Below are 24,965 nucleotides of genomic sequence, written 5' to 3'. Positions count from 1 at the left end.
ACTTAGCTAAACGCCCTCATGTTTCCTGTCATTTTGCTCAACTAAGGTTTATGTATTACGGCCGAAAAATTAGCTTTAAATTTTCTTAATGTGTGATGGTTGTTTTATTACATCTACAACTGAATATAAGAAAGTGTATAGCTTATCCACATGATCGCCATGAGTATAATACCGATAACAAATACGCTAAAACGATGTGTGACCTTGTTGTATGTGCATTGAATATAGCTATGAATGACTCTAGAGACCACGAACCCCCAAGCCAGAATGATTAGCCAATTAGGGATATGTTGACAAGCAATGGCCACTGCGCACAACACGTAAAATAAAATGGGTAGTTCAAATAAGTGATTGTAATTATCAGACAGACGAGTGTCCTTGTAGTGGTCTAGATGTTGTGCTGATAGTGCAACTGATTGAGGGTGTATGCGCTTTTCTTTCATTAATTTCACCCGTTTAAAAAGCATCAAAACGCATATGGTGAGAGTTAGTAGTACCTGTACAGCGCATATGAGTGCTAAGTGTTGTGTGGGGAGCATGTTTGATGCCTATTTTTTATTTTGAAGGTTTAATAATAGGCCAAGATGAAGACAATTATGATTGTCTATATTGACATATAATATGCAAATATAGACAATCGATTACATGATTAAATCTATATACAGCATTGCTTTGTTAGCGATTCAAGACGGTTTACCGTCTACTTTGTTTGCATTTAAGGATCTAATGGCGTTTGCCAACGAGATCGCTAAATATGATAAAAAAATAGGCATAAAAGTTGAGATAGTCAGCGCATGCGGTGGCACGGTTACATTGGCAGGAGGCTTATCTATACAGACAAAATCGGCTAATCGTTGCCAATACGATGCGCTGGTTGTGCCTGGTTTTATGTTTACGCAAAAAGATGGGCTGCTTGAGTATGTTCAATCTTTTGTAAAAGAAATTGAACTGCTAAAACGGTTACATAAAAATGAAGTGAAAATAGCAGGCAGTTGCGTCGGTGCATTTTTATTAGCGGAGGCGGGCTTATTGGATAACAGAAAAGCGACGACATCCTGGTTGTTTGAATCACGCTTACAAAAGTATTACCCAAAGATAAGCGTTGATGCTCGTCATATATTATTGAAAGATAAAAATATCCTAACAACCGGTGCGTTCTCATCGATCCATGATTTAGCATTTTGTTTTATAACCGAACATTTAGGCGAGAGTGTTGCTCGAAAAACTCAGAATCTTACGCTGACTCCTGGTGTGGGTGACAATCAAACAAAATTTGTTGATACGTCGTTTTTTACTTCGCCTAGTTCACCTTTTATTGAAACGATTCATGCTTGGTTAGTTCAGTATTTAGACCAACGTTACTCTCTTAATGCATTAGCACTTTATATGTGTGTGACACCACGAACACTGATGCGTCGCTATAAACATAAGACAAATTCAACGCCTTTACTGTACTTACAACAGCAACGCGTGGTTCGTGCAAAGGCGCTTTTACTGACAACGGATATGAACATCGACGCTATTGCTGAATCCGTTGGTTATCAAGATACCAATGCTTTTAGGAAGGTGTTTTGTCGTGAAGTAGGTGAAAGGCCCGTTGATTTTAGACGAGGTCTAAATCGGCCAGCAAGAGCGTTACATAAAAAGGCACCACTAAAAACGTAATGTGGGCTATATACACCATTGATAATAGTGTTTGGTAAGTTTATGCAAGTAGAGAGTATTTACCTGAAAAATTAGCACAGCAAGGTGAAACACCTTACTCACTTTGCTTACAAGAAGCAGAGGCATTGTTCTTACGGTAGCAAACTAGTTTGCTATATTGCTTGGGTGTGATTTTAGCAATATTTTTTATTTCACGCGTCATGTGTGATTGATCAGAGTAGCCATAATCAAGCGCGAGTTGTACTAAATTGACATGGGGCGTATTTTTTAGTGCATTGAGTGTGTGCTTTACTCTTGAAATACGTTGAAACATCTTAGGTGGCATACCAACCCATTTTTTGAAAAGCCTTTCAACTTGCCTTTGACTAATCTGCGCGTCATTAAAGGGTTTACTATTTTTTAACACATTTAAGGATGACATAAATGACGGGGGAATGAGCTTATCAAATTCAAATTCATGGTTAAGCCATGTTTCTAACGCTATTATTTGATGAGATATATCTTCAATATTGCTAAGTGAATCAGCAAGAGTGATAAATTTTGTATTCTTTAAGTCATGCATCTCTTTTTTTTCAAATATGTTTAAATCGGCAAGTACACCATTACCAATTCCGGGTTGAAAGCGAATGCCAGCCAGTTGTGTATTGGGGAGTAGGGTAATCGATTGAGCTTCTTGGCTCATGGGGGCAAAGAGGGTTGCATCAGAATATGCTTGTTCATTAAACAAAACACATCCCTTTAATATAAAAATAACACCACTGCAGGCGTCAGCCTGTAGCCATCGTGTTACATCTCCAGTTGACTCAGGCAAGGTATATGCAGACCAAAGTCCTTGTACATAGTGAGATAGCGCCCCCTTGGGTTGAACAAGTTCAAGGTGTAAGGGCGCGTCATCAACTAAGGTATGTTTGTTAACTTGCTTTATAGCTACCAACCTCTGGTTTAAATACTTTTGCAATTCGATTCCAACTGTTTATGGCATTAACTGCAATGGTTAAATCCACTAAAGATTGATTGCCAAGCTGTGTTAATGTTTGTTGGTATTGTTGGTCCGAAATAGCATTACCGGCCGTTACTACTTCAGCCCATGTAAGTGCACAGCGTTCTAAGTCCGAATAAAAAGGCATGTCTTGCCAAGCGTTTAACCCAAATATACGTTCCGGTTGCTCTCCTAGTTTTAAAGCATCTTTGCTGTGCATGTCAATACAAAAAGCACATTGGTTGATTTGAGAAATTCTAAGTTTTACGAGCTCCCAGGTGATGATACTGACTGTTTCAGATGAACTAAACTGTTGACTAAAGTAGCTCTCTTGCTCTAATAAAATCTTCATGGCATCGGGGGATGTGGAAAAATAGTCTATTCGATTCGTCATATAGTAAGCTCCTTGGTGAGTACTTAGAATATGACGTGATGGGTTGTTTGTATTGAAAAAAAACGACACGCTATAAAATAGCTTGATTGCTAATAACCTAACCATATGACCATTCATATCACCATTTTTATAACCACACCAATAAGTTGTTATATGCAGATTATATAGCTGCCACCTTAGATAACACGAATGCTTATTGAGTTAAGACTTGATGTTATTATTTTTTTTGAAATATGTCATAACATCGTAGACATCGAATACTAATGAAATGCCTATAAAAAATGAAAGAACAATTAAGTAATAAAAGTAATCATTTTCATAAATATTAATGGTGTAGAGAATATAAGCTAATAAAGGTAACCATAAAAAGTGTGCGACTCCTAATATTTTTTCAAAGCCGTAAAACATATACAGGGTAATCATTAATACTGTTTGCAAAGCAAAAATAGCCATAATTACTTGGGATAAAGAATGCTCCCAATACGCTAAACTTAATAAGTTTACCGTCATTAGCCCTGTTACCCACACCATGACCCAAAAAGGTTGCTTGAATAATTCAGTGATAAAACCAGTTGGATTTTTCATGGGTATAGATGCCTTTTTTATTGTTATACATTAAGTAGAGCTGAGAACTTATCGCGCAATATATCACGCAATAATAAAACCGCTGGGGTGATTTGTTTGCGTGTTGGGCACAGTAAACTCAAGTCAATATTATTAGATTGGTATTCGGGTAATACTCGGATTAACCGACCGGCCCTTAGATCTTCGCTGACATCTAGCCGTGACTTATAGGCGATGCCTTTACCGGCCACAGCCCAACGGCGAACCACATCACCGTCATTGCTGGCGCGATTACTGTTCACTTTTATTTTAAGCGTATCCCTACCTTGCTTAGCGATGAAATCCCAAACGTTATCAATGCGGCTATTGCGTTGCAGCAACAAACAATTATGTTGGTTTAAGTCACTAGGCGTGCTTGGCATACCAAATTTTGCTAAATAGCTGGGTGCGGCACACAACACGCGATCAATGGTGGCTAGCTTAAACGCCACCATGGATGAATCATCTTGATTGCCATAGCGAATGGCTAGGTCGACTCGGTCCATGTAAAAGTCGGATAGGGAGTCCCCTAAAATTAAATTAATAGAAAGATCAGGGTGTTCATCCATAATTTCATCAATCCATCCCAGCACAAGGTTGCGCCCTAGGTCAGATGAAATAGAAACCCTTAACTCACCAGCCACCTTACCTTCTAGTGCATGAATTGCCGCTTTACCGACATCAAGATTATTGAGGGCTTTACGGCAATACACTAAAAAGCGCTCACCTTCACCCGTGATGCGAAGTTGCCGAGTTGAGCGAATAAAGAGCGGCACACCAAGGGACTTTTCCAAGCGCTTAAGTGCAGCACTGGCCGCAGCTGTGGTTGTATCAAGTTGTTGCGCGGCTCGTGTAATGCTGCCGCTGTCAGCGGTGCGTACAAATAAGATTAAGTCGTTTGTGTTCATTGTCAAAAATATTTTGATTATGTTTCGAGTATTACCCTGTTTATATCACGATATTAACAATGAATAATAGCCTTAATCCGCTCAGCATGAGCGACATACACACTATTCAAAATTGATAACACATCAGGTGATATATGAAAGCGATTGGATACTTACAAGCACAAGCCATTGAGAACGATGACTCTTTAATGGATATCGAACTACCAACGCCCGTTGCCCTAGGCCGTGACTTGTTAATAAAAGTCAACGCGGTATCCGTGAATCCAGTGGATACCAAAGTGCGTGCTAATGCCTCACCAGAAGCGGGTGAGTATAAAGTATTAGGTTGGGATGCCGCGGGTGAGGTGGTTGCTGTTGGCGACGAGGTATCGTTGTTTAACGTAGGTGATCAAGTCTGGTATGCCGGCGACATTACTCGCCCAGGTTCAAACGCACAGTTTCAATTAGTCGATGAACGTATTGTGGGTACTAAACCCGCCTTGTTATCAAATGCTGAAGCGGCGGCCATGCCATTAACGGCCATTACCGCTTGGGAGTTATTATTTGATCGTTTAGGTTTTACGCCAGCTGCCATTACGGGTTCACAGCACAGCGCTGATAACCAGCCACGTATACTCATTATGGGTGCAGCAGGGGGCGTGGGATCCATTCTAACTCAGCTGGCTGCTAAGCTTACAAATGCCACTGTAATTGGTACGGCATCACGCCCAGAAAGCCAAGCGTGGGTAAAAGAATTAGGTGCCGATCATGTGATTAATCATTATGAGCCACTACAACAACAGCTCAGTGATTTAGGTATAGACAGTGTGACCCATGCGATTAGTTTAAATCAAACAGACAAGCACTATAGTCAACTTGTAGACGTACTTGTACCGCAAGGTAAGTTAGCGCTTATCGATGACCCAGAAGGTGTTATTGATATTAAACAATTAAAAATGAAGTCTTTATCACTGCATTGGGAATTCATGTACACACGTTCAATGTTCAATACATCGGACATGCAAAAACAACATGATTTATTAACTCAGGTAGCAAAACTCATTGATGAGGGCGTTATCAAAACCACACTGGGCGAACATTACGGCACGATCAACGCCGATAATTTAAAGCGAGCTCATAGGCACATAGAAACAAACCAAGCTGTGGGTAAGGTCGTACTAGAAGGCTTTTAATTAACAGTAGAATTGAATTAGGGTGTAATAGATATGAAAGATTTAACGATCGTCGCGCGTATAGAAGCAAAAAAAGATCAAATTGGCTTGGTAAAATCAGCACTATTAAAGCTAATTGAGCCAACTCGTAAAGAGGACGGCTGCTTGCACTACGCGCTTCATCAAGATAACGAAAACCCAGAAGTATTTTTGTTTTTTGAAAGCTGGGCGTCTCGTGAATTATGGCAGGCACACATGAACAATGTGCATTTAAAGCAATACATGGAAGAAACAGAGGGAGCCGTTACTAGCTTCACACTAAATGAAATGAGTAATATATCGTAACGTTTAGTGCATTTTCATCCATGTATTAAAAAATATTTGCGCTAAATGAGCGACTCATTAGCGCAAATATAGTATTACTCATCGTTGATCATTTTTTTTGCCCAGCCTAGGGCTGAATCTAAAATTTCTTTTTCCTGATTTGGGTCGGATACACATCTTGCCATCATGACACTGCCTGCTAATAAGGCCATTAAAGCCCAAGTATCATTCGAATTATTTTTATGCAGGCCTTTGGTTATATTATTCGCAATCTGTTTTGAATAATTCGAATAAGTATCTTTGGTATCATTGTCTGCTCTCATTACATCGGCGGACAAACTTGGTACAACACAACTGCCTGCAAGATTATCAACGTGTTCTTTTCCTAGGTAATAGTGCAAAAAGTGCTGAGGCCATTCCTCACCATGAGTCTTCTTAAGTTGTTCAATTGTATTCGAATAATCTTCTAGTCCATTTTTGACTACTTCAGAGAAGGCTTCATTTTTAGATGAAAAATGACCGTAAAAGGCACCTGACGTCATGCCAGCCCTTTTAACCAAACCATTGATGCCCAAGCCACCGTAACCTTCTTCACGGAACCCTTCGCTCGCCGCATCTAATATGTTTGCGCGTATTTTTTCCATATGCTCTTTTGATGCACGCATATCAACCTCCAAAACTAATAGATACTGATCATTATATTTATCCTTGACATATATAGCGATCACTATCTATTATAGGTTTAATATATCGTGATCGCTATATATTAAACCTATTGAGGGATATGACATGCCAATACAAATTATTATGACGGAAGGGTTAATAGAAAAAACAGAGGCTCATAAGCTGCACAGTGATGTTTCTCAAGCATTTCTTGATGCTCACGAGATCAGCGATAACGCCTTTATGTTACCGAATGTGATTGGTGAGGTGGTATTTGTTGAAGAGGGATTAACGTTCTCAGGTAAAAGAATTAATCCGATTGCAATTGTAGAGCTCAGGGTGCCCTCGTTTACTTTTGGCACTCAGCGGCAGAAGGATGGTTTTGTTGAGGTTGTAACAGACATTGTGCTTGATGCAACTGCTGGGAAGCTAGCGAAGACATCCATTTGGGTCAATGCTGTCTATGCCGTTGATGGGTTATGGGGCATAGCTGGTAAAGCGTATACAAATGATGAGCTGAGGCAGGGCATCCAACAAGCTGCACAATAATGGATTAGCGCTCTGTGTTTAATGAAAGCGCAGAGCGCATCAAAATAGAGGCTAGATTATGGTCAATTTCGCCCCAACACGATTGCTACATACTATGTTACGTGTAAAAAACTTAGATAAATCAATAGAGTTCTATACGAGCATATTAGGTATGGAAGTCTTAAGGAAACATGATTATATAGAAGGACGTTTTACACTGGCCTTTTTAGGATATGAAGATGAGCGCACCGCTACAGCAATTGAGTTGACCTACAACTGGGGGGAATATGAATATGAATTAGGCAAAGGGTTTGGTCATATCGCATTCGCAGTGAATGACCTTCACACTTTATGTGATCATTTAATAAAAAATAATATTGTTTTTACAAAAAATCCAGGCCCAATGCGGTTTGATACAAGTGAAATGATTGCATTTATAGTAGACCCCGATGGTTACTCAATTGAGTTAATCGAAAAACAATAATATTTTTCAACTATTTCGGTTTTATATGGAATATGGTCAGAAATTAAAAAATTAATTTTGCCTATAAATGCATAAAGAGTTATGGGTTACTAAGGTAATTTTCAATTTCCTTTATGAACTTATCGCAGTGTGCATCACTGGTTAAAAAGGATGTTACTAAGCGTATATAACGATTATTATCATTAAGTGTCATATGATCAGGTAGAGTAGCGGGATACCAATCGTAAAACTCAGCCCCTTGCGTGTTCAGGTAATCGGCTAACGGTTTGGGAAGTGTAATAAATAACTCGTTCGCTTGTACTGGCCATATTATATCAATATCAGTAAACGCTTTAAGTTGCTCGGCCAATTTTTGTGCGTGTTGGTTTGCATGATCCGCTAACTCAAGCCAGTGATTATTTTGTAACCACGCACTAAACTGCGACCCAAATAAGCGTCCCTTTGAAATCAAATGGCCGGCTCGTTTACGTAAATGTGGCATTGACCGGGCATCATCTTTGTTAAAAAAGATAACCGCTTCTGCGCATAATGCGCCACATTTGGTGGCGCCTAAACTTAAAACATCCACACCTACCTGCCATGTTAGTTCAGCAGGGCGACATTTTAAATGGGAGACAGCATTAGAAAAGCGCGCGCCGTCCATATGCAATTTTAAACCATGCTGCTTGCACTCATGACTAATAGCTTGAATGTCAGTAGCTGAATAAACTTGTCCTAGCTCATTGGCTTGGGTAATGCTAACCGCACCCACCTGTGAGTTATGGGGGATATCATCACCACCTAGGGACATATAATGGCGAATATGCTCTGCAGTAAGTTTATTCGAGTGCTGTGCGATCCCCATTATACGGGCACCGCCAGTAAAGAATTCAGGGGCCGTAGATTCATCCATAATAATGTGGGAGCTGCTATGGCATAGCACCGTTTGCCAAGGCTTTACTAAACTGGCTAGCGCCAAGCAATTTGCCGCCGTGCCTGTTGGTACAAAAAACACGTCAAGTTCACATTCAAATACGGCACTTAATTGATCAATGGCTTGCTGAGTGTAGTGATCATCACCATAGCCATGGGTAAACCCTTGGTTGGCCGCTATGATGGCATCAAGAATAGGTTGTGACGCGCAGGACTGATTATCGCTACCAAAAAACATAGAACAATACCTAAAATATAGTTAAGACAGTGTAGCTTTTTATGATGCTTATTACTGCTAATATGCATAGAAAAGTGAATAGACAGAGGGCTACGCTTGGTATTGTAAGTGCCTCTTATAAGCCTTGTTATAGGGTGAAAATCATAAATGTAGACACAAATCGCTAATTTTAACCATTGCTATCTATTGTTAGATTATACGGCCATACTGGTATTGTTAGCTCTGACTGTGTTGTTTGAATGAAGGTCACTGATAACCACAATCCTTAGCGTATTTTAAGCGGTTTAAGGTTTATTCTATTAAAAAGTGGAGCGTATCATGAGCAAAGGCAAAGACAGCAAGAAAGACACAAAAAAGAAACCGTTGTTAACAGCAAAAGAAAAGAAAGCTGAAAAAGCATCCAAAAAAACGGTTACTAATGTGTTAGGTAACTAAACAATATTAGAATGTATTGAATATGTTGATAATCATAAAAAAACCAGTTAAGCAATTAACTGGTTTTTTTATGCGTGATGATTTAATCGTAATTAAGCGTATTATATTTATTCAGATCTCTATTTATAACATATTGATAAGGGATTAATTGAACTGTGAGTAAATTAACAAGCAAGCCGTTACAATTAATAATCCACCCATTAATTGATTAAAGGTATTTAGCTTAACGTTATTGTTTAAAAGTATCGTGGCTTTGCTCCCTAATAGTGACCAAGAAAAAAGTGAGGCATAACATACTAAAAAATAGATAAGTGAAAAAGTTAAAAAAACGTAGTGATTATTAGAATTTGAAAATAATGATACGCCTGCTACGCACGCTATCCATGCTTTAGGATTTAACCACTGTAAAAGAAAACCTTGCATAAAAGTTGGCTTATTGTGATTTGTAATGGTTAATTCTGATTTTGATGTGGCAACCAAATACCCCATATATACAATAAATAGTGAACCAGCAATGGCTAAATATTTAAGAAATGATGGGTATAAGTCAATTATTTTATAAAAGCCTAACCCAATGAATAATAGCAATAGTGTAAAGCCAATAGTAGCACCGGAAACGAAAGAAAACGTTTTACGTATGCCATAGTTGGCACCTGAAGACAAAATTATCATATTCACAGGTCCTGGCGAAATAGACATAGCCAGAGAGAATGAAAACATTGTTAAAAATAGTGACATTACTTTCCTTTATATTATTTAAATAAAAAGACACTAGAAATGTAATAATTTGTCATTACATGTCTTTGATGATGATTAAAAAATAGCTATTTTGAATCTTTAGGGACGCTATCGAATGAAACTACATATAGTATGACATATTCTTTTCACTAAATTCGACATAATGAACGCCGCAATATACAGGCAAAACCATCAGGTGGATTGCATCAAGATTACTACAAGTAGCACGAGGCTTTATCATCATCAAACCTTCTATTTTTTAATAAAAAAATATTAAATTCCCCTAAAAATAATGGGTAAAATTATTTTATTAAAATCGTAATGATTTCCATTTACTAGTGTTTTTGTTTTTAATCGATAAAGAGCGATAAAAATCAAGCTGTGGAAGTTACTTTCTGCTTATATGTTCAACAATCTATTAGACTCGAATTATTCACATATTATTTAGATTGTAATTTTTAATACACATATACACGTAAATATTTTTAGAGTTGGCCATATTAATCAATACCTTCTTAAAAGAATTATGTTATGAAATAACAAGGTATCTAGAAAAATAAGCGTTCTTTACTTTAAGTGATTTTTCTAATGAAAAGGCATTAGATTGGAGTATTTTGTGCGCGATTGTTTTAGGTGAAGGTCTTATTAGTCTTCTGAGGTTTTATCGAAATATGACAACAACTCAACAAACTCAATGCGATATTAAAGAACGGTTTCAATCACTCGAATATTGTTTACTTAATAAAATTGGGCAAGGAGGGTTTGGCAGTGTCTATCGAGCTAAAAAGTTAAGTACAGGACAGTATGTAGCTATAAAATTTCTTAATCTTAATGCTGATTTAGATGAATTAAAGCGAAATAGGTACATTAATCGCTTCCATCGAGAAGCAGAGTTAAGCAGCTTACTTCAACATCAGAATATTGTTCGTTTATTAGACAAAGGTGTATGTGATCAAGGATTAATTTACGCAATATTCGAATATGTAGAAGGTGAGTCATTAAAGGAGGTATTACAAAAAGAGAGCCTCCCCCCTCAACTGGTTGCGGACTTAATGGGTCAGGTACTTGATGCATTGAGTCATGCACACGAAAAGGGAGTGATTCACCGAGATTTAAAGCCAGCCAATATCATGCTGGTTAAAACGGGTACAGGGTTTCACATTAAAGTTCTTGATTTTGGTATTGCTACTCTTACTCATGAAGCGCGCTATCAAGATTATCAAACCATAACTCTTACGCATGAAACGTTGGGAACACCTAGTTATTGCGCGCCAGAGCAGTTAAGGGGAGAGCCGCCCACCATAAAAAGTGACTTATATGTATGGGGACTTGTTTTTATTGAATGCTTAACCGGTAAGCCCGCGATTAGTGGTTCAAGCTTGGCTTCAGTGTTTCATCAGCAGCTTAGTCAAAGCAGTATTAACTTACCCCTATGGATTGCTTCTCATCCTGTTGCAGCATTATTGCGACGAGTTTTACATAAAAAAAGCCAAGACCGCATCAGTAAAGTTTTAGATATACACAGTGAATTAGGTAAGATAAATTTCTCTACTATGGTCGTACCTAAATCATCGAGCGATTTTCATACTTTAATTGCGCCGATTCCAGCATTAGATCAAACATTACTTAATACTGGCTCTCATTATTTCACGGTTGTTTCTGAAAGAAAGCCTATATCGGTTTTATGCGTTTCTTTATCTATTCAGGCCGTTAGTGACAGTGTGGTCGATCTTGAAGTAATTGAAACGCTTCATCGTGATCAAAAGATTATGTGTGTTGATTTGGCGACACGTTATGGCGCGTTTCATACGGGCACATTAGGAGATACTCTTTTATTTTATTTTGGGTATCCACAAGTATCCGATAACGATTGCCGTCTGTGTGTTCGTACTGCGCTTGAGATTAGTAGTAGTTTAACAAAGAGGAATGCCTTATTAAGAGACTCTCAGAATATTGAAATAAACGCGAAAATGGGACTTCATTCTGGATTGGCAACCCATTATTCTGGGCTCCCTCCAGAAGGAGAGGTAATTAGTATTGCAATGGAGCTCACGTGTACAGCGTGTGTCGGGCAGGTTTACTGCACGGAATCGAGTAAGAGGTTACTGGATTCCTATATTGATTTTATTTTTAATGAAGAGCGTATTATGGGAGTCAATCGCCAATCAACCTCTATTTATCAAGTATTGGGTGAAAGGGTTTATGAATCGATTGGTTTATTAAAGAGCGGTAGAAGCAATGCTAATATTGTTGGACGAAAAAAAGAAATAAAAAAAATAAAAACTATATTGGCGTGCAGTGATGGTCATTCGATCATTCACTTATTCGGAGAGCCAGGTATAGGAAAATCGCGACTATTATTTGAATTGAAAGAAAATATAACAACAGAGGAATTCCTTTTTTGTCAATGCCTTCCAGAACAAAAATTCAGTGGTTTGTTCCCCATAATTAATTTAATGAAGATTCGATTTTCACTTGGCTCGTTACCAATGGATCAAGCGGCTAAGAAGATCATGAAATTATATAAATTAGCAGGCGGTATGAATGAAAGTATTGCGATACCTTTGTTGTGCTCATGGTTGAATATCAGTGTACCAAACGATATTCCATTAGTTATAACACCCGCGGAAAAAAATAAAGATATTCTTTTTGAATCAATCCATATTTTATTATTCTCTCATAGATCAGAAAATAAACGGATCATTTTTGTACTTGAGGATATGCATTGGATTGACCCTACAACACTCGAATTTATCTTTATATTTAATGAACCAAAAGTGCTTTATTGGTAATAAATCCGTGTTTTTATCAACGTCACGCCAGGCTTTTCCTAGCTATTTATCTCAGCACGATTGTGTGTCTATAAAATTACTAAGATTAGACAATGATGAATCAAATAGATTAATAGCCAATATTTTTGATCGAAAATCAATTTCTTTTAATGTTATGCAGGCGGTTAACTCACGAGCCGACGGTATTCCGCTTTATATTGAAGAGCTTGTTAATATGTTTAAGGATCAAAATTTAACACGGTATCTTAACGGAACGATAGACTTTATAGATCAAGAGTCCATAACAGATATACCTGAAACACTGCTTGAATCATTGCAACAAAAATTAGACGGTCTTATTAATGCAAAAGAATCGGCTCAATTAGCTTCTGCAATAGGGCGAAAATTTGATTATAAATTACTCATTATGGCGTCAGCTAAGTCAGAAGATCAAGTTCAGAGCGACTTAGATGAACTTTTGACTCAAGAAATTATTTATCAGCAGCGCCATGTTTCTGGTGATAGTTATTTCTTCAAGCATGCTCTTGTTAGAGATGCAGCCTATAAAGGTATGAGTAAAGCAGATTTGGTTAAAGCGCATTTGAATATTGCTCAGTGCATGAATAGTGATGTTACAAAAAAATCCAATCATACACCTACGATGATTGCAGATCATTACTCAAAAGGTAACGATTATATAGAGGCTGTAAAGTTTGGGAAGCAAGCAATTTATGAATTAGGTAAAATATCTTCGAATAAACAAGCGTTAGAATATGCAAAAATTGTAAATGTCTGGCTGTCAAAATTAGAAAATAAACAATTAAAAATTGAATTAAAGATTCAACTTAATAATATAATTTTACCTATTAAAGCTATGTATCAAGGTTGGGGTGACCCAGAGGTGAAATTACTTGCTGAAGATAATTTACAGAATTTATATGAAATTGAAAATAGTCATAATGGGAGCTTTAAAGAAGATGAGTTAAGGGCTTATCAACATAAGTCTAAGTGGATTATTTTTATTAGTAACCACTTGCAAAGTAACAGGGTGGAAGCAACAGAGCAGGGTGAGGCTTTATTAAAAGAAGCATTGAATGAACATAATCGTCAAAATGAGTTAGTTGTGAGATCAATACTTGGTCAGATATATTATTTTAATGCTCAATTTAATAAAGCTAAAAGTAATTTTAAACGCTCTATTGATATTTATGATAATAAGTTAGATCAATTTCTTTATATTGAATATGTTATAGACCCATATTTATTTTCAAGCGGAAATCTTCTACTTATAGAATCACTGATGGGAAATGCAGCGCTAGCCAATCATTACAGCGAATTATGTATGAACTATGCAAGGCAAACCGAAAATATTGCCAATATTGCAACAGCCTATACATTTGGCTGCTTAAAATACTTTATGTTTTCAGATAAAAACGGATTACGTGAATGGGCTGAATCTGCGATCGAAAAATACGGAGATAAATTAAAAAGCAGTTGGATTTATGATTTCTTTTATATGCTTTATGAATGGTCAAAAAATGATTTTTTTCGATCACAAAAAATAGTAAAAGAACAAATTGATAAAGGGCAGAGTGGCATTCTATCATGGTATGAGCCTTCTTTGGCGGATACATATATATTGAATGAGATGTTTGATGAGGCTATTACACTCATGTTGTCCTCTATAAAAAGGGCTGAGGATTCTGGTGAAGATTGTATTTTACCATTATCTTATCGTTACCTAGCAAAAGCTCAATACCTTAAATCAGGTTTTTTGTGTGAGACCAGTACTGAAAATTTTGAAAAGGCCATTTTGTTAGCTAGATCAAGTGGAACATATGGTCTTGAGAGTAATGCAATAATTGAATATATTAAATGTATTAATGAAGATAATAATAAAAATAAAGTACTATTTGAAATAAAAACGATGGATAAAAGATTGGCTTTGCTAAGGGCTCTCCGTCTTGAAGAAGTTTTTACAATGATTTGATTTTGCTTTTTAAATTCAATACATATGATTATTTTAATAACCATATGTGAAAAATCAAAGGCTATCTGATAAATCATAGTAGAAAAATAATCCTATTTTTATGTAATTAATAGGATGATGAATAGTTGTATCAATAAGGAATATAAGATGACTAATGATAAAAATGACGTAAACACAAAAATTAAAATGCCAGTGGGTGATGAGCCTTCCTTGGCTGCTGCATTGATTTTGACAAATTGGCAGGCTACCTGGAGTAGAGCTGTGGCACTAGCATGGAAAGATACCGAATTTAAATCTGCATTGATTAATGACACTAGATTAGCGTTTAAGCGCTTGGGTTTTAGTGGAATTGTTCAAGAAGACAATAAGGTACTCTATAGTCTGTGGGATTTACTTGATATAAAAATAGTGGATACAGATCAAAGCCACGTTACGGTTGATATATCGACACCGAGTACGAGTTATAGTCCAGAAACTGGATTGATTGATGTCGAAGTAGGGCGCGATAGAGATTCAATTGAAACGGAAACCTTAACATCTTATAAAGTGAACGGCTGGGATAAGTCTCTACAAGCCGGTGCGTTAAAAATGACACTTGTCATTCAAATTCCACCAGCACCAACAGAAGCTGATCAAGGAATCGCTTTAGCCGATTATACTTCTGCCGGTAAAGTATGCCCATTTTCTACTAGTTGATCGTTATCCATTTAAAAATAGGGTTAGCCATGTGGTTAACTCTATTTATCCCTTATCTTATTTTTTAAAGTATTTATTATGAAATTTAAAATAATCGACAGTGATCGTCATGTTATGGAGCCTGTGGAAATATGGCAGGAATATGCTGACGATACTATTTTTAAAAAAGCACCTGTGTTATTGCAGTTTCAGTCACTTGATAATGGGTCGGAGCACGAACAATTAGCGCTGCCACCATTAATTACTATCGGTAATATATCCATATTTAAAAATTGGAATAGGGATGAGATTATTGCTTCAGCCTTATAAAGGTCAGGATATACAGAGAAAACTTGAAGCAGGCATGAGCCCAGCAGGACAAATTCGGGCAATGGATGCCAGTGGTACTGAAAAGGCATGTCTGTTTCCAAGTTTTGGAATGTACATTGTTAATCATAAAGACATCGATGCTGATGTGTCCTTAGAATATGCTTATGCATATAACCGTTGGTTGAAAGATTACTGTTCTGCTGAACCTAGGCGTTTAAAGCCAGTGGGGATTATTAGTCGTCATGCTCCTGAAAATATGTGTGACCAGCTACAGCAGGTTATCGATAATGGTTGGACAACCATAACCATACGCCCAGAAGTCATCGCTGGTAGATGCCTTGGTCATCAAGATAATGAAGCATTTTGGCAGGCGTGTGAAGCAAACAACATTGCTGTTGCATTTCATGGCGGGACAAACTTACAAGCACTCACCGCAGGGGCTGACAGATTTACCACTCGATTCTCTCTTCATGCTTGCTCCCACCCAATGGAAGCACAGATGGCCTTTTTGTCTTTGTTAGAGTTTGGCGTTTTAGAGCGCTATCCGAGACTTAAATTTGCTTTTCTTGAAGCAGGTGCGTCTTGGGTGCCTCATTGGTTGTGGCGTTTGGATAATATATGTTATCCCGAATTTCCATCATTGGTTAAGAAAAATATTACTATGTTGCCTTCTGAATATTTTAAAAGACAATGCTGGGTAACAATAGAATTAGGGGAGCCTTGCTTGAGGGATGTTATCAATATTATTGGTTATGAAAAACTATTATACGGCAGTGATTTTCCTCATCCAGACCATCTACAATTTACGACAGACAGTATTGCAAGCCAGTTACCAGAGTTAAGCGAATATGAGATAAAGTGCTTGTTAAAGAGTAATGCAAATGACTTCTTTGGCCTTACGGATGATATTTCGGTCGATGTAAGAAAGGTTAATCAGTCCATGAGTATCGAGCATGAATGAAAGTGCAGTGGCCTGGTCTAATTCTGTTTTAAATAAAATTTACTGTTGGCACCCTAAGTTCAATGTATATGTTTTAAATGATTCGGATGTTCTATTAGTTTCAGAATCACAACAGCTGTTGCTTCCTAGTAATAAATATCAATGGGCTGCGTTTATTGATGGTAAGCATAGTTTGCAATCGATGATCGACCCTGAAAAATGCCACTTTAATAAAGGGCCTTTTTTATTTCAGCAATATGAAGACTTTATAGTATCAAATTATCTTGTTGAAATAGATCTTACGCCTTCATATTTGATACCTGAATTGTATGCTGAAAATATAGAGCCTGAGCGTTCGATTTTTGTATCATCACTTTGTCATATTATAAATATGTCGATATTACCTGAGTCAAAAATGATTGAAGTGGTATCATTTTTACGCCAGATTTTAAATGTAAATTTAAGCACTAACCTTTTTTATCATTATTATGAAATTGTATTGGTGGATGATTTTTTTGATCCTAGAATAAACAATATAAAATTCAATAATAAATTCATATTCATTAAAATAAATGGCGATAGCGTTTGGATCAGCCCGCTATATTCACCTGATGAGGTTGCCAAAGCGTATACTTTATTACAATGTGTGATTGATAATCAGCCAGTAAGAAAGTATCTAGTAAAACAATTTCCAAGTCATAATCATGGTTTACCATTTGAGAATAATACGCCGTTAAATACTGAAAGCTATCGTCATATTCAAGATTTGTTGCTTTCTCAGCTATCTAATGAAAACAAAAAAGTACTCATTATTTATAATAAATCAAGTCACGTGATTGATTATCATCCTGCTAGTCTTGATCCTCTTGATTCAAGCGAATTTATTCAGCAATTACAATCCCCCGTGGTGTTAACTCGCTGCGTGAGTCATTTCAATCAGGATGGCGGTTCGAGAAGTTTAGAAGCTGGTACTACGGTTAATAAACTTCGTGAATTAATTAGTCCTGTTACTGGTATTATTAATCATCTTGAGGTTGTTAATCAGCCTAAAAAACAATGCAGTTAAAATATACAGAAGTGGTTTTTTTAAAACACCAGCAGATACCGATAATATACCGTTAAATGAAGAAAGCTTTGTACAACTTTGTATGGGTAAAGGCGTTGGTGATGATCAATCGCAAGCCAGTGCTTTATGTGAGGCGATAGAGCGCTATTCAGCCCTCTATCAGAGCGATACATCGTTATATAAATGCTCACAATCCCAGCTTAATAGTGAAGGTAAGCGCAGTTTAAGCTATCAAGACTTGCAGCGCTTTAGTGAAAAACAGTACCAACAATTTAGCGAAAATTTTCAATCAGGCTTAAAATCTAAACAATCAGTTAAGCCATACGATGATAGTGATATTCATTGGCAACCTCTTTGGTCACTGACTCAAAAGGAAAGAGTATTAGCACCTCTAAGCCTATGTTTTAGCCAAGTCCCCTTTAGTGATAATGAATTTGGTCGGTGGCATTCAAACGGCTGTGCTGCGGGTAATAACTTAGAAGAGGCCGTATTTCAAGCCCTATTAGAATTAATAGAAAGGGATGCAGTGGCAATATGGTGGTACAACCGAGTTGATAGGCCAAAGTTTGACCTGTCTCGTCTTGACCAAAACAATTTAGAAAAACTGCACGCTACTTTGAGTCCAGCAGACAATGAAGGACATGATTATTGGATTATCGACTTAACACATGATGTCGGTGTTCCTGTTATGGCTGCTATCGGTAAAGATAAGAAGACAGATGGCTGGATTATGGGCTTTGGTTGTCACCTAATTGCAGAACTGGCGGCTCAAAGAGCGTTGACAGAACTGTGTCAGTTGATTCCAATTAGAGAACAAAATTCTGCACCATTTAATTTTGATGCAATTGAAGACCATATTTTTCTTTATGGTCACACAAGCGAAAAAATAAACGATAACGTATTACCTTGTAATAGTGATATTCACCAAAATATATTAGAGATTGTCGGGCGTTTAGATCAGCTTGGATTCGAAACACTGGTGTTAAACTACAGCCGCTCTAATATTCCAGTTAGTACAGCCAAGGTTTTTGTTCCTGGTTTATGTCATATATGGCCTCAACTAGGTAATAGCCGACTGTATACCTTACCCGTCACCCTTTCATGGTTAAATACAGCTAATAATGAAGCGACCATTAATCAACAGGGTTTATTTGTTTAGTGATTTTATATAATAACGGGATTCCTCGTTATTATATGACTTGATGCTTTCTGAGTATGTACATACAGAGCATCAATAAACATAATTATTCGCTTAAGGCTTAGCAACCCCTTATAGGCAACAGGCTGTAATAAGGTGTAATAGCCTAGTTTTTTAAGCATTGATAATCTCAAGAACTGAGATTAACTAGGGATAAATTTATATGGCAATTCTCATCAATGAGCGCACAGGTGTTCATGCAATACTTCAACCACAGCATATATTTGGTCGGCACCCAACGGCTTCTACTAAACTTAGCAATCCAGAAGCATCTCGTACTCATGCCGTGGTAATCTGGGATGGTGAGTGCTGGGTGTTTCAAGACACAAGTTCTAATGGTTCCTATATTAATGGGCAATATCAATATAAAGGCAGTAAAACACACCTAGAAAAAGGTGATCGAGTACAATTTGGTTCCAAGCACAGTGACGAATGGTATGTGAAAGAAGTATTACCGCCACAAAGCTTGTTATTACCAATTACACCTGGTTTACCCACTATTCACCTAAAAAATATAACCGTATTACCTTCAGAAGATAATCCTGAGGTATCTATATTTCAATCAGCCGATGGTTCTTGGGTATGCGAAAGCAGCGCGGGTGAATATGAACTCAAAATGGGAGATAGAGTAGGGAGTGAAGATAGTCAGTGGAAGTTCATAGACGCAAAAGCGTGCATGAAGACGGACATTATTTCACCCAGTGACACTTATCGGCCCACAAATGTGTCTTTCTTTTTTAATGTTAGCCAAAACGAAGAGCATGTATCGTTATCTTTTACCCAAGGTGAGAGCGTAATTGATTTAGGCGTTAGAAGTCATCACTACTTATTACTCTTACTGGCCAGAAAATACCTGTCAGACAAAGAAGCCGGCGTTGAAAAGCGTGAGTGTGGTTGGTTAGACAAAGATAACCTTTGTAAAATGATTGGCCAAAATGAAAATCATATTAATATTCAAATATATCGCTTTAGAAGGCAGTTTCTTAAGGCTTATATAGCCCCAATGAAAATTCCTCAAGTAGTTGAACGAAGAACCGGTGAAATTCGATTTTGTATTGCCGATGTGAAAATACAAGGTGGCTTTAAGCTATCGAGCCATGTTTCATATGATAATCTCACAACCTTGAATTAATAGAAAATATAAGAGGCAGCCCTGCCTCTTATATCACTTATCCTTTTTAACTTACGCTCTCTAGCCTCAATAATATTTGATCATATTCACTTTATTACCCTTTCAAATTCTTACGTTACTCATTCAAAAGTACTTCTAAAAATAATCGCCTATATTCAGTTATATCAACTTTTGAGTGTATTTCATCACAAGTTGAATACTTCAGAGCCGCATGGGACTGATGTGGCGGAGCTTACCTGTTGTTTTATTACACTGCTTATACTGGTTAGAGATGATTGACATGCAAGATATCGATAATGAACAACAATATCGAACTGGATTAACACAGTCTTTATTTAACTTTGGATACGCATTACAAAATAATGAAGAAAAAGACATTATTATTGAGAAATTTAATCGGCTTGATTTTGAATTAAATAATTACATTTTAACATTTCGTTTTAAGAATTTAAAATCATGGTTTGATTTAACAGATATAGAACTAAAAATAATAGCAATAACCTTTATAAATTCAATTGAACCTGAAACAGTATCCGTTTTTTTACGAGCTAGCTGGTACGAAAATGGACCAACATTGTCACTTGAGAGAATATTTATTCTATGTCAAAGAGAGCCAGAAAATAAAATAGACCAAATTAATAATATTATAAAAAATTCTAACGCACTGGCTTGGGGGTTAATTAGAATAGAAAAAAGTCAGTTAGCACTGATTCAACCCGTTACATTAGCAGATAATATATTTAATTATTTATTAGGTGAAGGTTTATCTGTTATTAACTATACAAGACATATTCATAGTTTATTGCCAATACAAGATGAGATAATAAGTAAAGCCTATGGCGATTTGATGCATGGGCCTGTAGATCAGTTAAATATAATAAAAGGATTAACTAAAAATGAGCGCACCCTATTTGTATCAAAATTAGCTTATCTAAATGAATCGAAAATTTATGAGTGTTCAATAAATATTCAATCTGAGCCAGCACCAGACGTATTATTAGACGAACTTCGTGATTTGATTGTTAATCATGGTCGAAACAGACTTTATATATATTGGCCCGATTTATTAGCGTGCTGTATTAAGTACACCGATTATCTATTTATATTAAAAATATTATCTCATTATGAAAATGTCATGCTGTTTTGTGATGAAAATGAAGATAATGTTGAGCAACAAGTTAATTTGGTAGCGCTTAGAAATTCTTTATTACCTGCCAATTTTAGTTATAAAGAATATGCCTTGAATAATATAGAGAATTCAAAATTATCATTATCTTGGCGAGAATTGTCACTGGCTATTTCGAATCATAATAGAGATAAAATACTGCCACTAACAATAAAAGAAGCCAATAAATTAGCAAACTTATACCCAATTTTACCTGGACAAATACAGACTATATATGAAAAATTTGACCGATTAAATTTAGACGAAACAAATGTTCCTTTATATCAATATTGCCAAAATCAATGTTTAAAAATAAATAGTCAATCATTAGGGGCTCTAGCCGAACTTTTTGAGCCTCGTTATACACTCAGTAGTATGGTGTTAACAGAAAAAACCATACAAAAGTTGTCAGAACTCATCAATCGAATACATTATTCTGATCAGTTGAAAAAATCATTACCCGATTTTATGCCCGGATTGAAAGCACTTTTTTGGGGGAAACCAGGGACGGGTAAATCAATGGCGGCTGAAGCTATTGCCGGCGAGCTAAAATTGCCACTTTATAAAATAAATCTTGCGAATATAGCCAGTAAATGGATAGGTGAAACAGAAAAACACTTGGCCGATGTATTTGATAAAGCACAAAAGCAGAACGCTGTTTTATTATTTGATGAAGCTGACGCCGTTTTTTCAAAACGCAGTGAGATTGAATCTAGCCATGATAAAAATGCGAATATGGGTGTTAGCTACCTTTTACAGAGAATGGAAATCTACACCGGTTTACTGCTTCTTAGTACAAACTTTAAGGGTAACTTAGATAGTGCATTTTTAAGGCGATTTCATAGCTTGGTTGAATTCCCAATGCCTGATGTCAATACGCGTGAGCAGCTATGGCGTAATGCCTGGGCAGGGGATATCAAGCTCGATGCGCAATTAGATGTGAGTGTTCTAGCACAGCTGCATGATTTTAGTCCGTCTCAAATAACCAATATCGCAGAACGCTCAGTGTTATCAGCCCTTATGAAACAGGCATTTATTGTTGATAAGTTGAGCCTTTCTGCGGCGATTGCCAGTGAATTAGAAAAACAGGATGAAAATTATTTAGCGAGTAAAAAATTAAACGCTTGGTTAGTCCAATAGCCAATAAATATCATAGGAATATTATGGATCCGTTAATTCTTCAAAAATTACAACAAGCTTTGAATAACCTAATTACCGAGAAAGTATTAAATCTTGATGCAGATGACAACACTATGGAGTTAAGTTTTCTTGCACCTAATAGCGACTTTGTGACCGAACTTGGCAGTGCTCCTACTTTAAATTGTTATTTGATTGGGGTAAGTGAGGATATTAATCGTCGTCGTAGTGAATCTCATCGCAGTAGGGTTAATGTACAAAAAACGATTAAGACCGTTTATCGAGAGCCAAGATATGTCGATTTAAACTACATGCTTACATTGTGGTGTAAGGATAAAAAAGGCAGTGCAGAAATTGAACATCTAGTCCTTGGTTATCTATTGTGTGGTTTAGGTATGTATGATTTTTTTCCGGAAAATATTCTTAATAAATTTGATATCGATACACGCCCATATGGTATTGGTTTTAAGTTGTTTGGTAATGAGCACAGTGAAAAAATTAGCGGGCAAATATGGCAAGCACTAGGTTCGACTCCAAAGCCTTGTTTGATGATGTCATTGTCTGTGCCTGTTGGTGTTCATGAGCCGCTCCAAGTTCCTTTGGTGCAAGAAATTAAACGCGTATTAGATAAAAAATAATTTGGTATCAAAGTTTAGTTATTACCCTCATTAAAGTTGTTCTATTAAATCCCCTATATTTACATAAAGTTCGAGTAGTTGTTTAAAACAATTACTTTTTCTTTCTTTGATTTGGTTTTCTAAATCAAAGTATTTCTGTACTTACATAACCATATCAAGGATCTTATATGGCTCAATTAAAAACGCCTGACGTTTATATCAGAGAAAAATCTCTGCTACCACCTTCGGTGGCAGAAGTCGCCACAGCCGTCCCTGCATTTATCGGCTTTACTCAAAATATAGTGGATAACACGGGTCAAACTACTACTAATATACCGTTCCGATTTTCTAGCTTGTCAGAATATGATGCACTATTTGGTACGTCTCAAATGGAAAATTTTGAGGTGTCATATAATAATAGTACGGATGAATGCTATATAACAAATGGAGAGCAAGGGCTGCCGTCGGCCACAGATGTAACTTTTTTTCTTCATCAAGCCATTCAACATTTCTATGCGAACGGTGGTGGTACATGTTATGTGGTAAGCATTGGTGATCATAATACTGTTAAAGCAAATATAAATGCCAGTGAGTTTATTGATGCAATTAACTTACTTGAAGAAGTTGATGAAGTTACTTTAATCAGTGCGCCAGAATCCGTTTTAATGGATACAGTTGCCCATTATTCAGTGCAAAATCATGCTCTTCAGCATTGCGAAAAAATGAAAGATCGATTTGCATTAGTTGATGTCCAACAAGCCGATGGTTTTAATCGTGGTGATTTATCCGCTGATGTTCCTATGGTACGCGATCAAGTAACCAATGGCTTAAAATATGGAGGCGCTTATTACCCTTATGTGCGTACTACAATGGCACGTAGTTATGATGAAGCTACTGTAAACGTATCGTATTCATTAACGTTACAAAAGTTGCATGACAATTACAAAGGTGCATTTGTTGATAAAGACGGAGAAACGTTAAATGAATATGGACTGTCTACTGGCGGTATCTATAAGCAAACGTATATTCAAGTAGGAGACCTTGGGGTAGTCGATAAAATGGGCTATCTAATGGAATATGTTGATGGAAATTTTCAGCGTAAAGCGGCTACCAATCCTTATGGTATTTTTACGAATGAAGATGGTGACTATCTTAATTACCAAGGTTTTGTAATAGATTCTGCCGATTCTAATATTCTTGACCCTACTAATACTAAGAAAAAAATTGCCACAACAACGAATGCTTATATCGCTTCCCTAGAATACCTCTCCGACCCTAAATGGCGACTGGCTTCTACTAGCATTCACTCAAAAGTAAAATCCATGCTGAGTAAAAACTATTTAGTTTTACCCCCCAGTGCAGCGGTAGCGGGTGTTATTGCTAAAGTAGATGGCAGCCGTGGGGTATGGAAAGCACCTGCCAATGTAGCACTTGCTAAAGTATTAGAACCTTGTGTTGCGATTGATAATGGCGAGCAAGCCGATATGAATGTTGATGTCACTGCAGGCAAATCCATTAATGCTATTCGCAGTTTTGTTGGTAAAGGCTCTCTGGTATGGGGTGCACGTACTTTACAAGGTAACGACAACGAGTGGCGTTATATTTCGGTGCGTCGTTTATTCAACATGGTTGAAGAGTCGGTACAAAAAGCCAGTCATTTTGCGGTGTTTGAACCGAATACACCTTTCACATGGTTGAAGCTTAAAACCATGATTGAAAACTATCTAGAAAATCTATGGCGACAAGGGGCCTTGTTTGGTGAAACCCCTGCGGCTGCGTTTTTTGTCAATGTAGGTTTAGGTCAAACCATGACCGAAGATGATATCAATAACGGTTTAATGAATATTGAAATTGGTTTGGCCGCAGTACGCCCAGCTGAATTCATCATTTTGACCTTCTCTCACAAAAGCCTAGAAGGCTAA

At 37.0% G+C, this 24,965-nt stretch carries 24 protein-coding genes; 16 read left to right on the top strand and 8 right to left on the bottom strand.

Annotated elements, in window-relative coordinates; genetic code table 11:
- Positions 1-113: 113 nt before the first annotated feature.
- Complete coding sequence (locus tag ACU6U9_RS12675; RefSeq protein WP_446735404.1) at positions 114-539, bottom strand: MAPEG family protein; 426 nt, start codon at positions 537-539, stop codon at positions 114-116.
- A gap of 106 nt (positions 540-645) precedes the next feature.
- Here ACU6U9_RS12675 and ACU6U9_RS12670 point away from each other — a divergent pair, with 106 nt between their 5' ends.
- Positions 646-1,665, top strand: coding sequence for a GlxA family transcriptional regulator (locus ACU6U9_RS12670; RefSeq protein ID WP_446735403.1), 1,020 nt, complete (start codon positions 646-648; stop codon positions 1,663-1,665).
- Positions 1,666-1,759: 94 nt separating this feature from the next.
- On the opposite strand, the gene ACU6U9_RS12665 is transcribed toward ACU6U9_RS12670, so the two are convergent.
- The 4 genes from ACU6U9_RS12665 to ACU6U9_RS12650 form a co-directional block, all read right to left on the bottom strand.
- Positions 1,760-2,623 carry a helix-turn-helix domain-containing protein gene (locus tag ACU6U9_RS12665; RefSeq protein WP_446735402.1) on the bottom strand — a complete coding sequence of 288 codons (864 nt, stop codon included), beginning with the start codon at positions 2,621-2,623 and terminating at the stop codon, positions 1,760-1,762.
- The gene (locus ACU6U9_RS12660; RefSeq protein ID WP_446735401.1) at positions 2,577-3,038 is read right to left on the bottom strand and encodes a carboxymuconolactone decarboxylase family protein; all 462 of its coding nucleotides are present in this window, start codon (positions 3,036-3,038) and stop codon (positions 2,577-2,579) included. Before ACU6U9_RS12660 ends, ACU6U9_RS12665 begins: the two co-directional genes overlap by 47 nt.
- Before the next feature lie 201 nt (positions 3,039-3,239).
- A complete protein-coding gene (locus ACU6U9_RS12655; RefSeq protein WP_446735400.1) occupies positions 3,240-3,623 on the bottom strand; it encodes a hypothetical protein in 384 nt (127 codons plus the stop codon).
- Positions 3,624-3,646: 23 nt separating this feature from the next.
- The gene (locus tag ACU6U9_RS12650; RefSeq protein WP_446735399.1) at positions 3,647-4,549 is read right to left on the bottom strand and encodes a LysR substrate-binding domain-containing protein; all 903 of its coding nucleotides are present in this window, start codon (positions 4,547-4,549) and stop codon (positions 3,647-3,649) included.
- A gap of 134 nt (positions 4,550-4,683) precedes the next feature.
- Here ACU6U9_RS12650 and ACU6U9_RS12645 point away from each other — a divergent pair, with 134 nt between their 5' ends.
- Together ACU6U9_RS12645 and ACU6U9_RS12640 are read left to right on the top strand one after the other, a co-directional pair.
- Entirely contained in the window at positions 4,684-5,721 is a 1,038-nt protein-coding gene (locus tag ACU6U9_RS12645) for a zinc-binding alcohol dehydrogenase family protein (RefSeq protein WP_446735398.1), read from the top strand.
- Positions 5,722-5,754: 33 nt separating this feature from the next.
- The gene (locus tag ACU6U9_RS12640; RefSeq protein WP_446735397.1) at positions 5,755-6,045 is read left to right on the top strand and encodes a putative quinol monooxygenase; all 291 of its coding nucleotides are present in this window, start codon (positions 5,755-5,757) and stop codon (positions 6,043-6,045) included.
- Between the two features lie 74 nt (positions 6,046-6,119).
- On the opposite strand, the gene ACU6U9_RS12635 is transcribed toward ACU6U9_RS12640, so the two are convergent.
- Positions 6,120-6,689, bottom strand: coding sequence for a TetR/AcrR family transcriptional regulator (locus ACU6U9_RS12635; protein WP_446735396.1), 570 nt, complete (start codon positions 6,687-6,689; stop codon positions 6,120-6,122).
- Between the two features lie 124 nt (positions 6,690-6,813).
- Between ACU6U9_RS12635 and ACU6U9_RS12630 the strand changes: the two genes are divergently transcribed.
- Together ACU6U9_RS12630 and gloA are read left to right on the top strand one after the other, a co-directional pair.
- Positions 6,814-7,236 carry a 4-oxalocrotonate tautomerase gene (locus ACU6U9_RS12630; protein WP_446735395.1) on the top strand — a complete coding sequence of 141 codons (423 nt, stop codon included), beginning with the start codon at positions 6,814-6,816 and terminating at the stop codon, positions 7,234-7,236.
- A 58-nt stretch (positions 7,237-7,294) separates the two neighbouring features.
- A complete protein-coding gene (gene gloA / locus ACU6U9_RS12625; RefSeq protein WP_446735394.1) occupies positions 7,295-7,699 on the top strand; it encodes a lactoylglutathione lyase in 405 nt (134 codons plus the stop codon).
- A 79-nt stretch (positions 7,700-7,778) separates the two neighbouring features.
- On the opposite strand, the gene ACU6U9_RS12620 is transcribed toward gloA, so the two are convergent.
- Together ACU6U9_RS12620 and ACU6U9_RS12615 are read right to left on the bottom strand one after the other, a co-directional pair.
- Positions 7,779-8,849, bottom strand: a complete 1,071-nt coding sequence (locus ACU6U9_RS12620) for a threonine aldolase family protein (RefSeq protein WP_446735393.1) — start codon at positions 8,847-8,849, stop codon at positions 7,779-7,781.
- Positions 8,850-9,428: 579 nt separating this feature from the next.
- A complete protein-coding gene (locus ACU6U9_RS12615; protein ID WP_446735392.1) occupies positions 9,429-10,022 on the bottom strand; it encodes a LysE family translocator in 594 nt (197 codons plus the stop codon).
- 671 nt (positions 10,023-10,693) lie between these two features.
- Here ACU6U9_RS12615 and ACU6U9_RS12610 point away from each other — a divergent pair.
- The 11 genes from ACU6U9_RS12610 (at position 10,694) to ACU6U9_RS12560 (ending at position 24,965) form a co-directional block, all read left to right on the top strand.
- Complete coding sequence (locus ACU6U9_RS12610; protein ID WP_446735391.1) at positions 10,694-12,814, top strand: protein kinase domain-containing protein; 2,121 nt, start codon at positions 10,694-10,696, stop codon at positions 12,812-12,814.
- 7 nt (positions 12,815-12,821) lie between these two features.
- A complete protein-coding gene (locus ACU6U9_RS12605) occupies positions 12,822-14,783 on the top strand; it encodes an ATP-binding protein (protein ID WP_446735390.1) in 1,962 nt (653 codons plus the stop codon).
- A 147-nt stretch (positions 14,784-14,930) separates the two neighbouring features.
- Positions 14,931-15,479: a hypothetical protein gene (locus tag ACU6U9_RS12600; protein ID WP_446735389.1), complete on the top strand. Its 549-nt coding sequence runs from the start codon at positions 14,931-14,933 to the stop codon at positions 15,477-15,479.
- A gap of 78 nt (positions 15,480-15,557) precedes the next feature.
- Positions 15,558-15,788 carry a hypothetical protein gene (locus tag ACU6U9_RS12595; protein WP_446735388.1) on the top strand — a complete coding sequence of 77 codons (231 nt, stop codon included), beginning with the start codon at positions 15,558-15,560 and terminating at the stop codon, positions 15,786-15,788.
- On the top strand, positions 15,763-16,749 hold the full coding sequence (locus ACU6U9_RS12590; protein ID WP_446735387.1) for an amidohydrolase family protein: 987 nt from the start codon (positions 15,763-15,765) through the stop codon (positions 16,747-16,749). The genes ACU6U9_RS12595 and ACU6U9_RS12590 overlap by 26 nt, the downstream gene beginning before the upstream one ends.
- Positions 16,742-17,794 (top strand): hypothetical protein, encoded by a 1,053-nt coding sequence (locus ACU6U9_RS12585; protein WP_446735386.1) that lies wholly within the window; start codon positions 16,742-16,744, stop codon positions 17,792-17,794. The genes ACU6U9_RS12590 and ACU6U9_RS12585 overlap by 8 nt, the downstream gene beginning before the upstream one ends.
- The gene (locus tag ACU6U9_RS12580; protein ID WP_446735385.1) at positions 17,757-18,953 is read left to right on the top strand and encodes a YcaO-like family protein; all 1,197 of its coding nucleotides are present in this window, start codon (positions 17,757-17,759) and stop codon (positions 18,951-18,953) included. The genes ACU6U9_RS12585 and ACU6U9_RS12580 overlap by 38 nt, the downstream gene beginning before the upstream one ends.
- Positions 18,954-19,155: 202 nt before the next feature.
- A complete protein-coding gene (locus ACU6U9_RS12575) occupies positions 19,156-20,124 on the top strand; it encodes an FHA domain-containing protein (RefSeq protein ID WP_446735384.1) in 969 nt (322 codons plus the stop codon).
- 280 nt (positions 20,125-20,404) lie between these two features.
- Positions 20,405-22,429, top strand: coding sequence for an ATP-binding protein (locus ACU6U9_RS12570; RefSeq protein ID WP_446735383.1), 2,025 nt, complete (start codon positions 20,405-20,407; stop codon positions 22,427-22,429).
- A 23-nt stretch (positions 22,430-22,452) separates the two neighbouring features.
- The gene (locus tag ACU6U9_RS12565; RefSeq protein WP_446735382.1) at positions 22,453-23,064 is read left to right on the top strand and encodes a Pvc16 family protein; all 612 of its coding nucleotides are present in this window, start codon (positions 22,453-22,455) and stop codon (positions 23,062-23,064) included.
- Positions 23,065-23,231: 167 nt separating this feature from the next.
- Complete coding sequence (locus ACU6U9_RS12560; protein WP_446735381.1) at positions 23,232-24,965, top strand: phage tail sheath family protein; 1,734 nt, start codon at positions 23,232-23,234, stop codon at positions 24,963-24,965.

It is taken from the genome of Pseudomonas sp. HK3 (assembly GCF_052920985.1).
The sequence above is the reverse complement of the archived record's forward strand: the minus strand, read 5'-3'. Positions and strand labels throughout refer to the sequence as shown.

Bases quoted from the DNA above. Each gene is read 5' to 3' on its own strand.
- ACU6U9_RS12675 (WP_446735404.1), bottom strand. From the start codon at position 539: ATGCTCCCCACACAACACTTAGCACTCATATGCGCTGTACAGGTACTA.
- ACU6U9_RS12670 (WP_446735403.1), top strand. From the start codon at position 646: ATGATTAAATCTATATACAGCATTGCTTTGTTAGCGATTCAAGACGGT.
- ACU6U9_RS12660 (WP_446735401.1), bottom strand. From the start codon at position 3,038: ATGACGAATCGAATAGACTATTTTTCCACATCCCCCGATGCCATGAAG.
- ACU6U9_RS12655 (WP_446735400.1), bottom strand. From the start codon at position 3,623: ATGAAAAATCCAACTGGTTTTATCACTGAATTATTCAAGCAACCTTTT.
- ACU6U9_RS12650 (WP_446735399.1), bottom strand. From the start codon at position 4,549: ATGAACACAAACGACTTAATCTTATTTGTACGCACCGCTGACAGCGGC.
- ACU6U9_RS12645 (WP_446735398.1), top strand. From the start codon at position 4,684: ATGAAAGCGATTGGATACTTACAAGCACAAGCCATTGAGAACGATGAC.
- ACU6U9_RS12640 (WP_446735397.1), top strand. From the start codon at position 5,755: ATGAAAGATTTAACGATCGTCGCGCGTATAGAAGCAAAAAAAGATCAA.
- ACU6U9_RS12635 (WP_446735396.1), bottom strand. From the start codon at position 6,689: ATGCGTGCATCAAAAGAGCATATGGAAAAAATACGCGCAAACATATTA.
- ACU6U9_RS12630 (WP_446735395.1), top strand. From the start codon at position 6,814: ATGCCAATACAAATTATTATGACGGAAGGGTTAATAGAAAAAACAGAG.
- gloA (WP_446735394.1), top strand. From the start codon at position 7,295: ATGGTCAATTTCGCCCCAACACGATTGCTACATACTATGTTACGTGTA.
- ACU6U9_RS12620 (WP_446735393.1), bottom strand. From the start codon at position 8,849: ATGTTTTTTGGTAGCGATAATCAGTCCTGCGCGTCACAACCTATTCTT.
- ACU6U9_RS12615 (WP_446735392.1), bottom strand. From the start codon at position 10,022: ATGTCACTATTTTTAACAATGTTTTCATTCTCTCTGGCTATGTCTATT.
- ACU6U9_RS12610 (WP_446735391.1), top strand. From the start codon at position 10,694: ATGACAACAACTCAACAAACTCAATGCGATATTAAAGAACGGTTTCAA.
- ACU6U9_RS12600 (WP_446735389.1), top strand. From the start codon at position 14,931: ATGACTAATGATAAAAATGACGTAAACACAAAAATTAAAATGCCAGTG.
- ACU6U9_RS12595 (WP_446735388.1), top strand. From the start codon at position 15,558: ATGAAATTTAAAATAATCGACAGTGATCGTCATGTTATGGAGCCTGTG.
- ACU6U9_RS12590 (WP_446735387.1), top strand. From the start codon at position 15,763: ATGAGATTATTGCTTCAGCCTTATAAAGGTCAGGATATACAGAGAAAA.
- ACU6U9_RS12585 (WP_446735386.1), top strand. From the start codon at position 16,742: ATGAATGAAAGTGCAGTGGCCTGGTCTAATTCTGTTTTAAATAAAATT.
- ACU6U9_RS12575 (WP_446735384.1), top strand. From the start codon at position 19,156: ATGGCAATTCTCATCAATGAGCGCACAGGTGTTCATGCAATACTTCAA.
- ACU6U9_RS12570 (WP_446735383.1), top strand. From the start codon at position 20,405: ATGCAAGATATCGATAATGAACAACAATATCGAACTGGATTAACACAG.
- ACU6U9_RS12565 (WP_446735382.1), top strand. From the start codon at position 22,453: ATGGATCCGTTAATTCTTCAAAAATTACAACAAGCTTTGAATAACCTA.
- ACU6U9_RS12560 (WP_446735381.1), top strand. From the start codon at position 23,232: ATGGCTCAATTAAAAACGCCTGACGTTTATATCAGAGAAAAATCTCTG.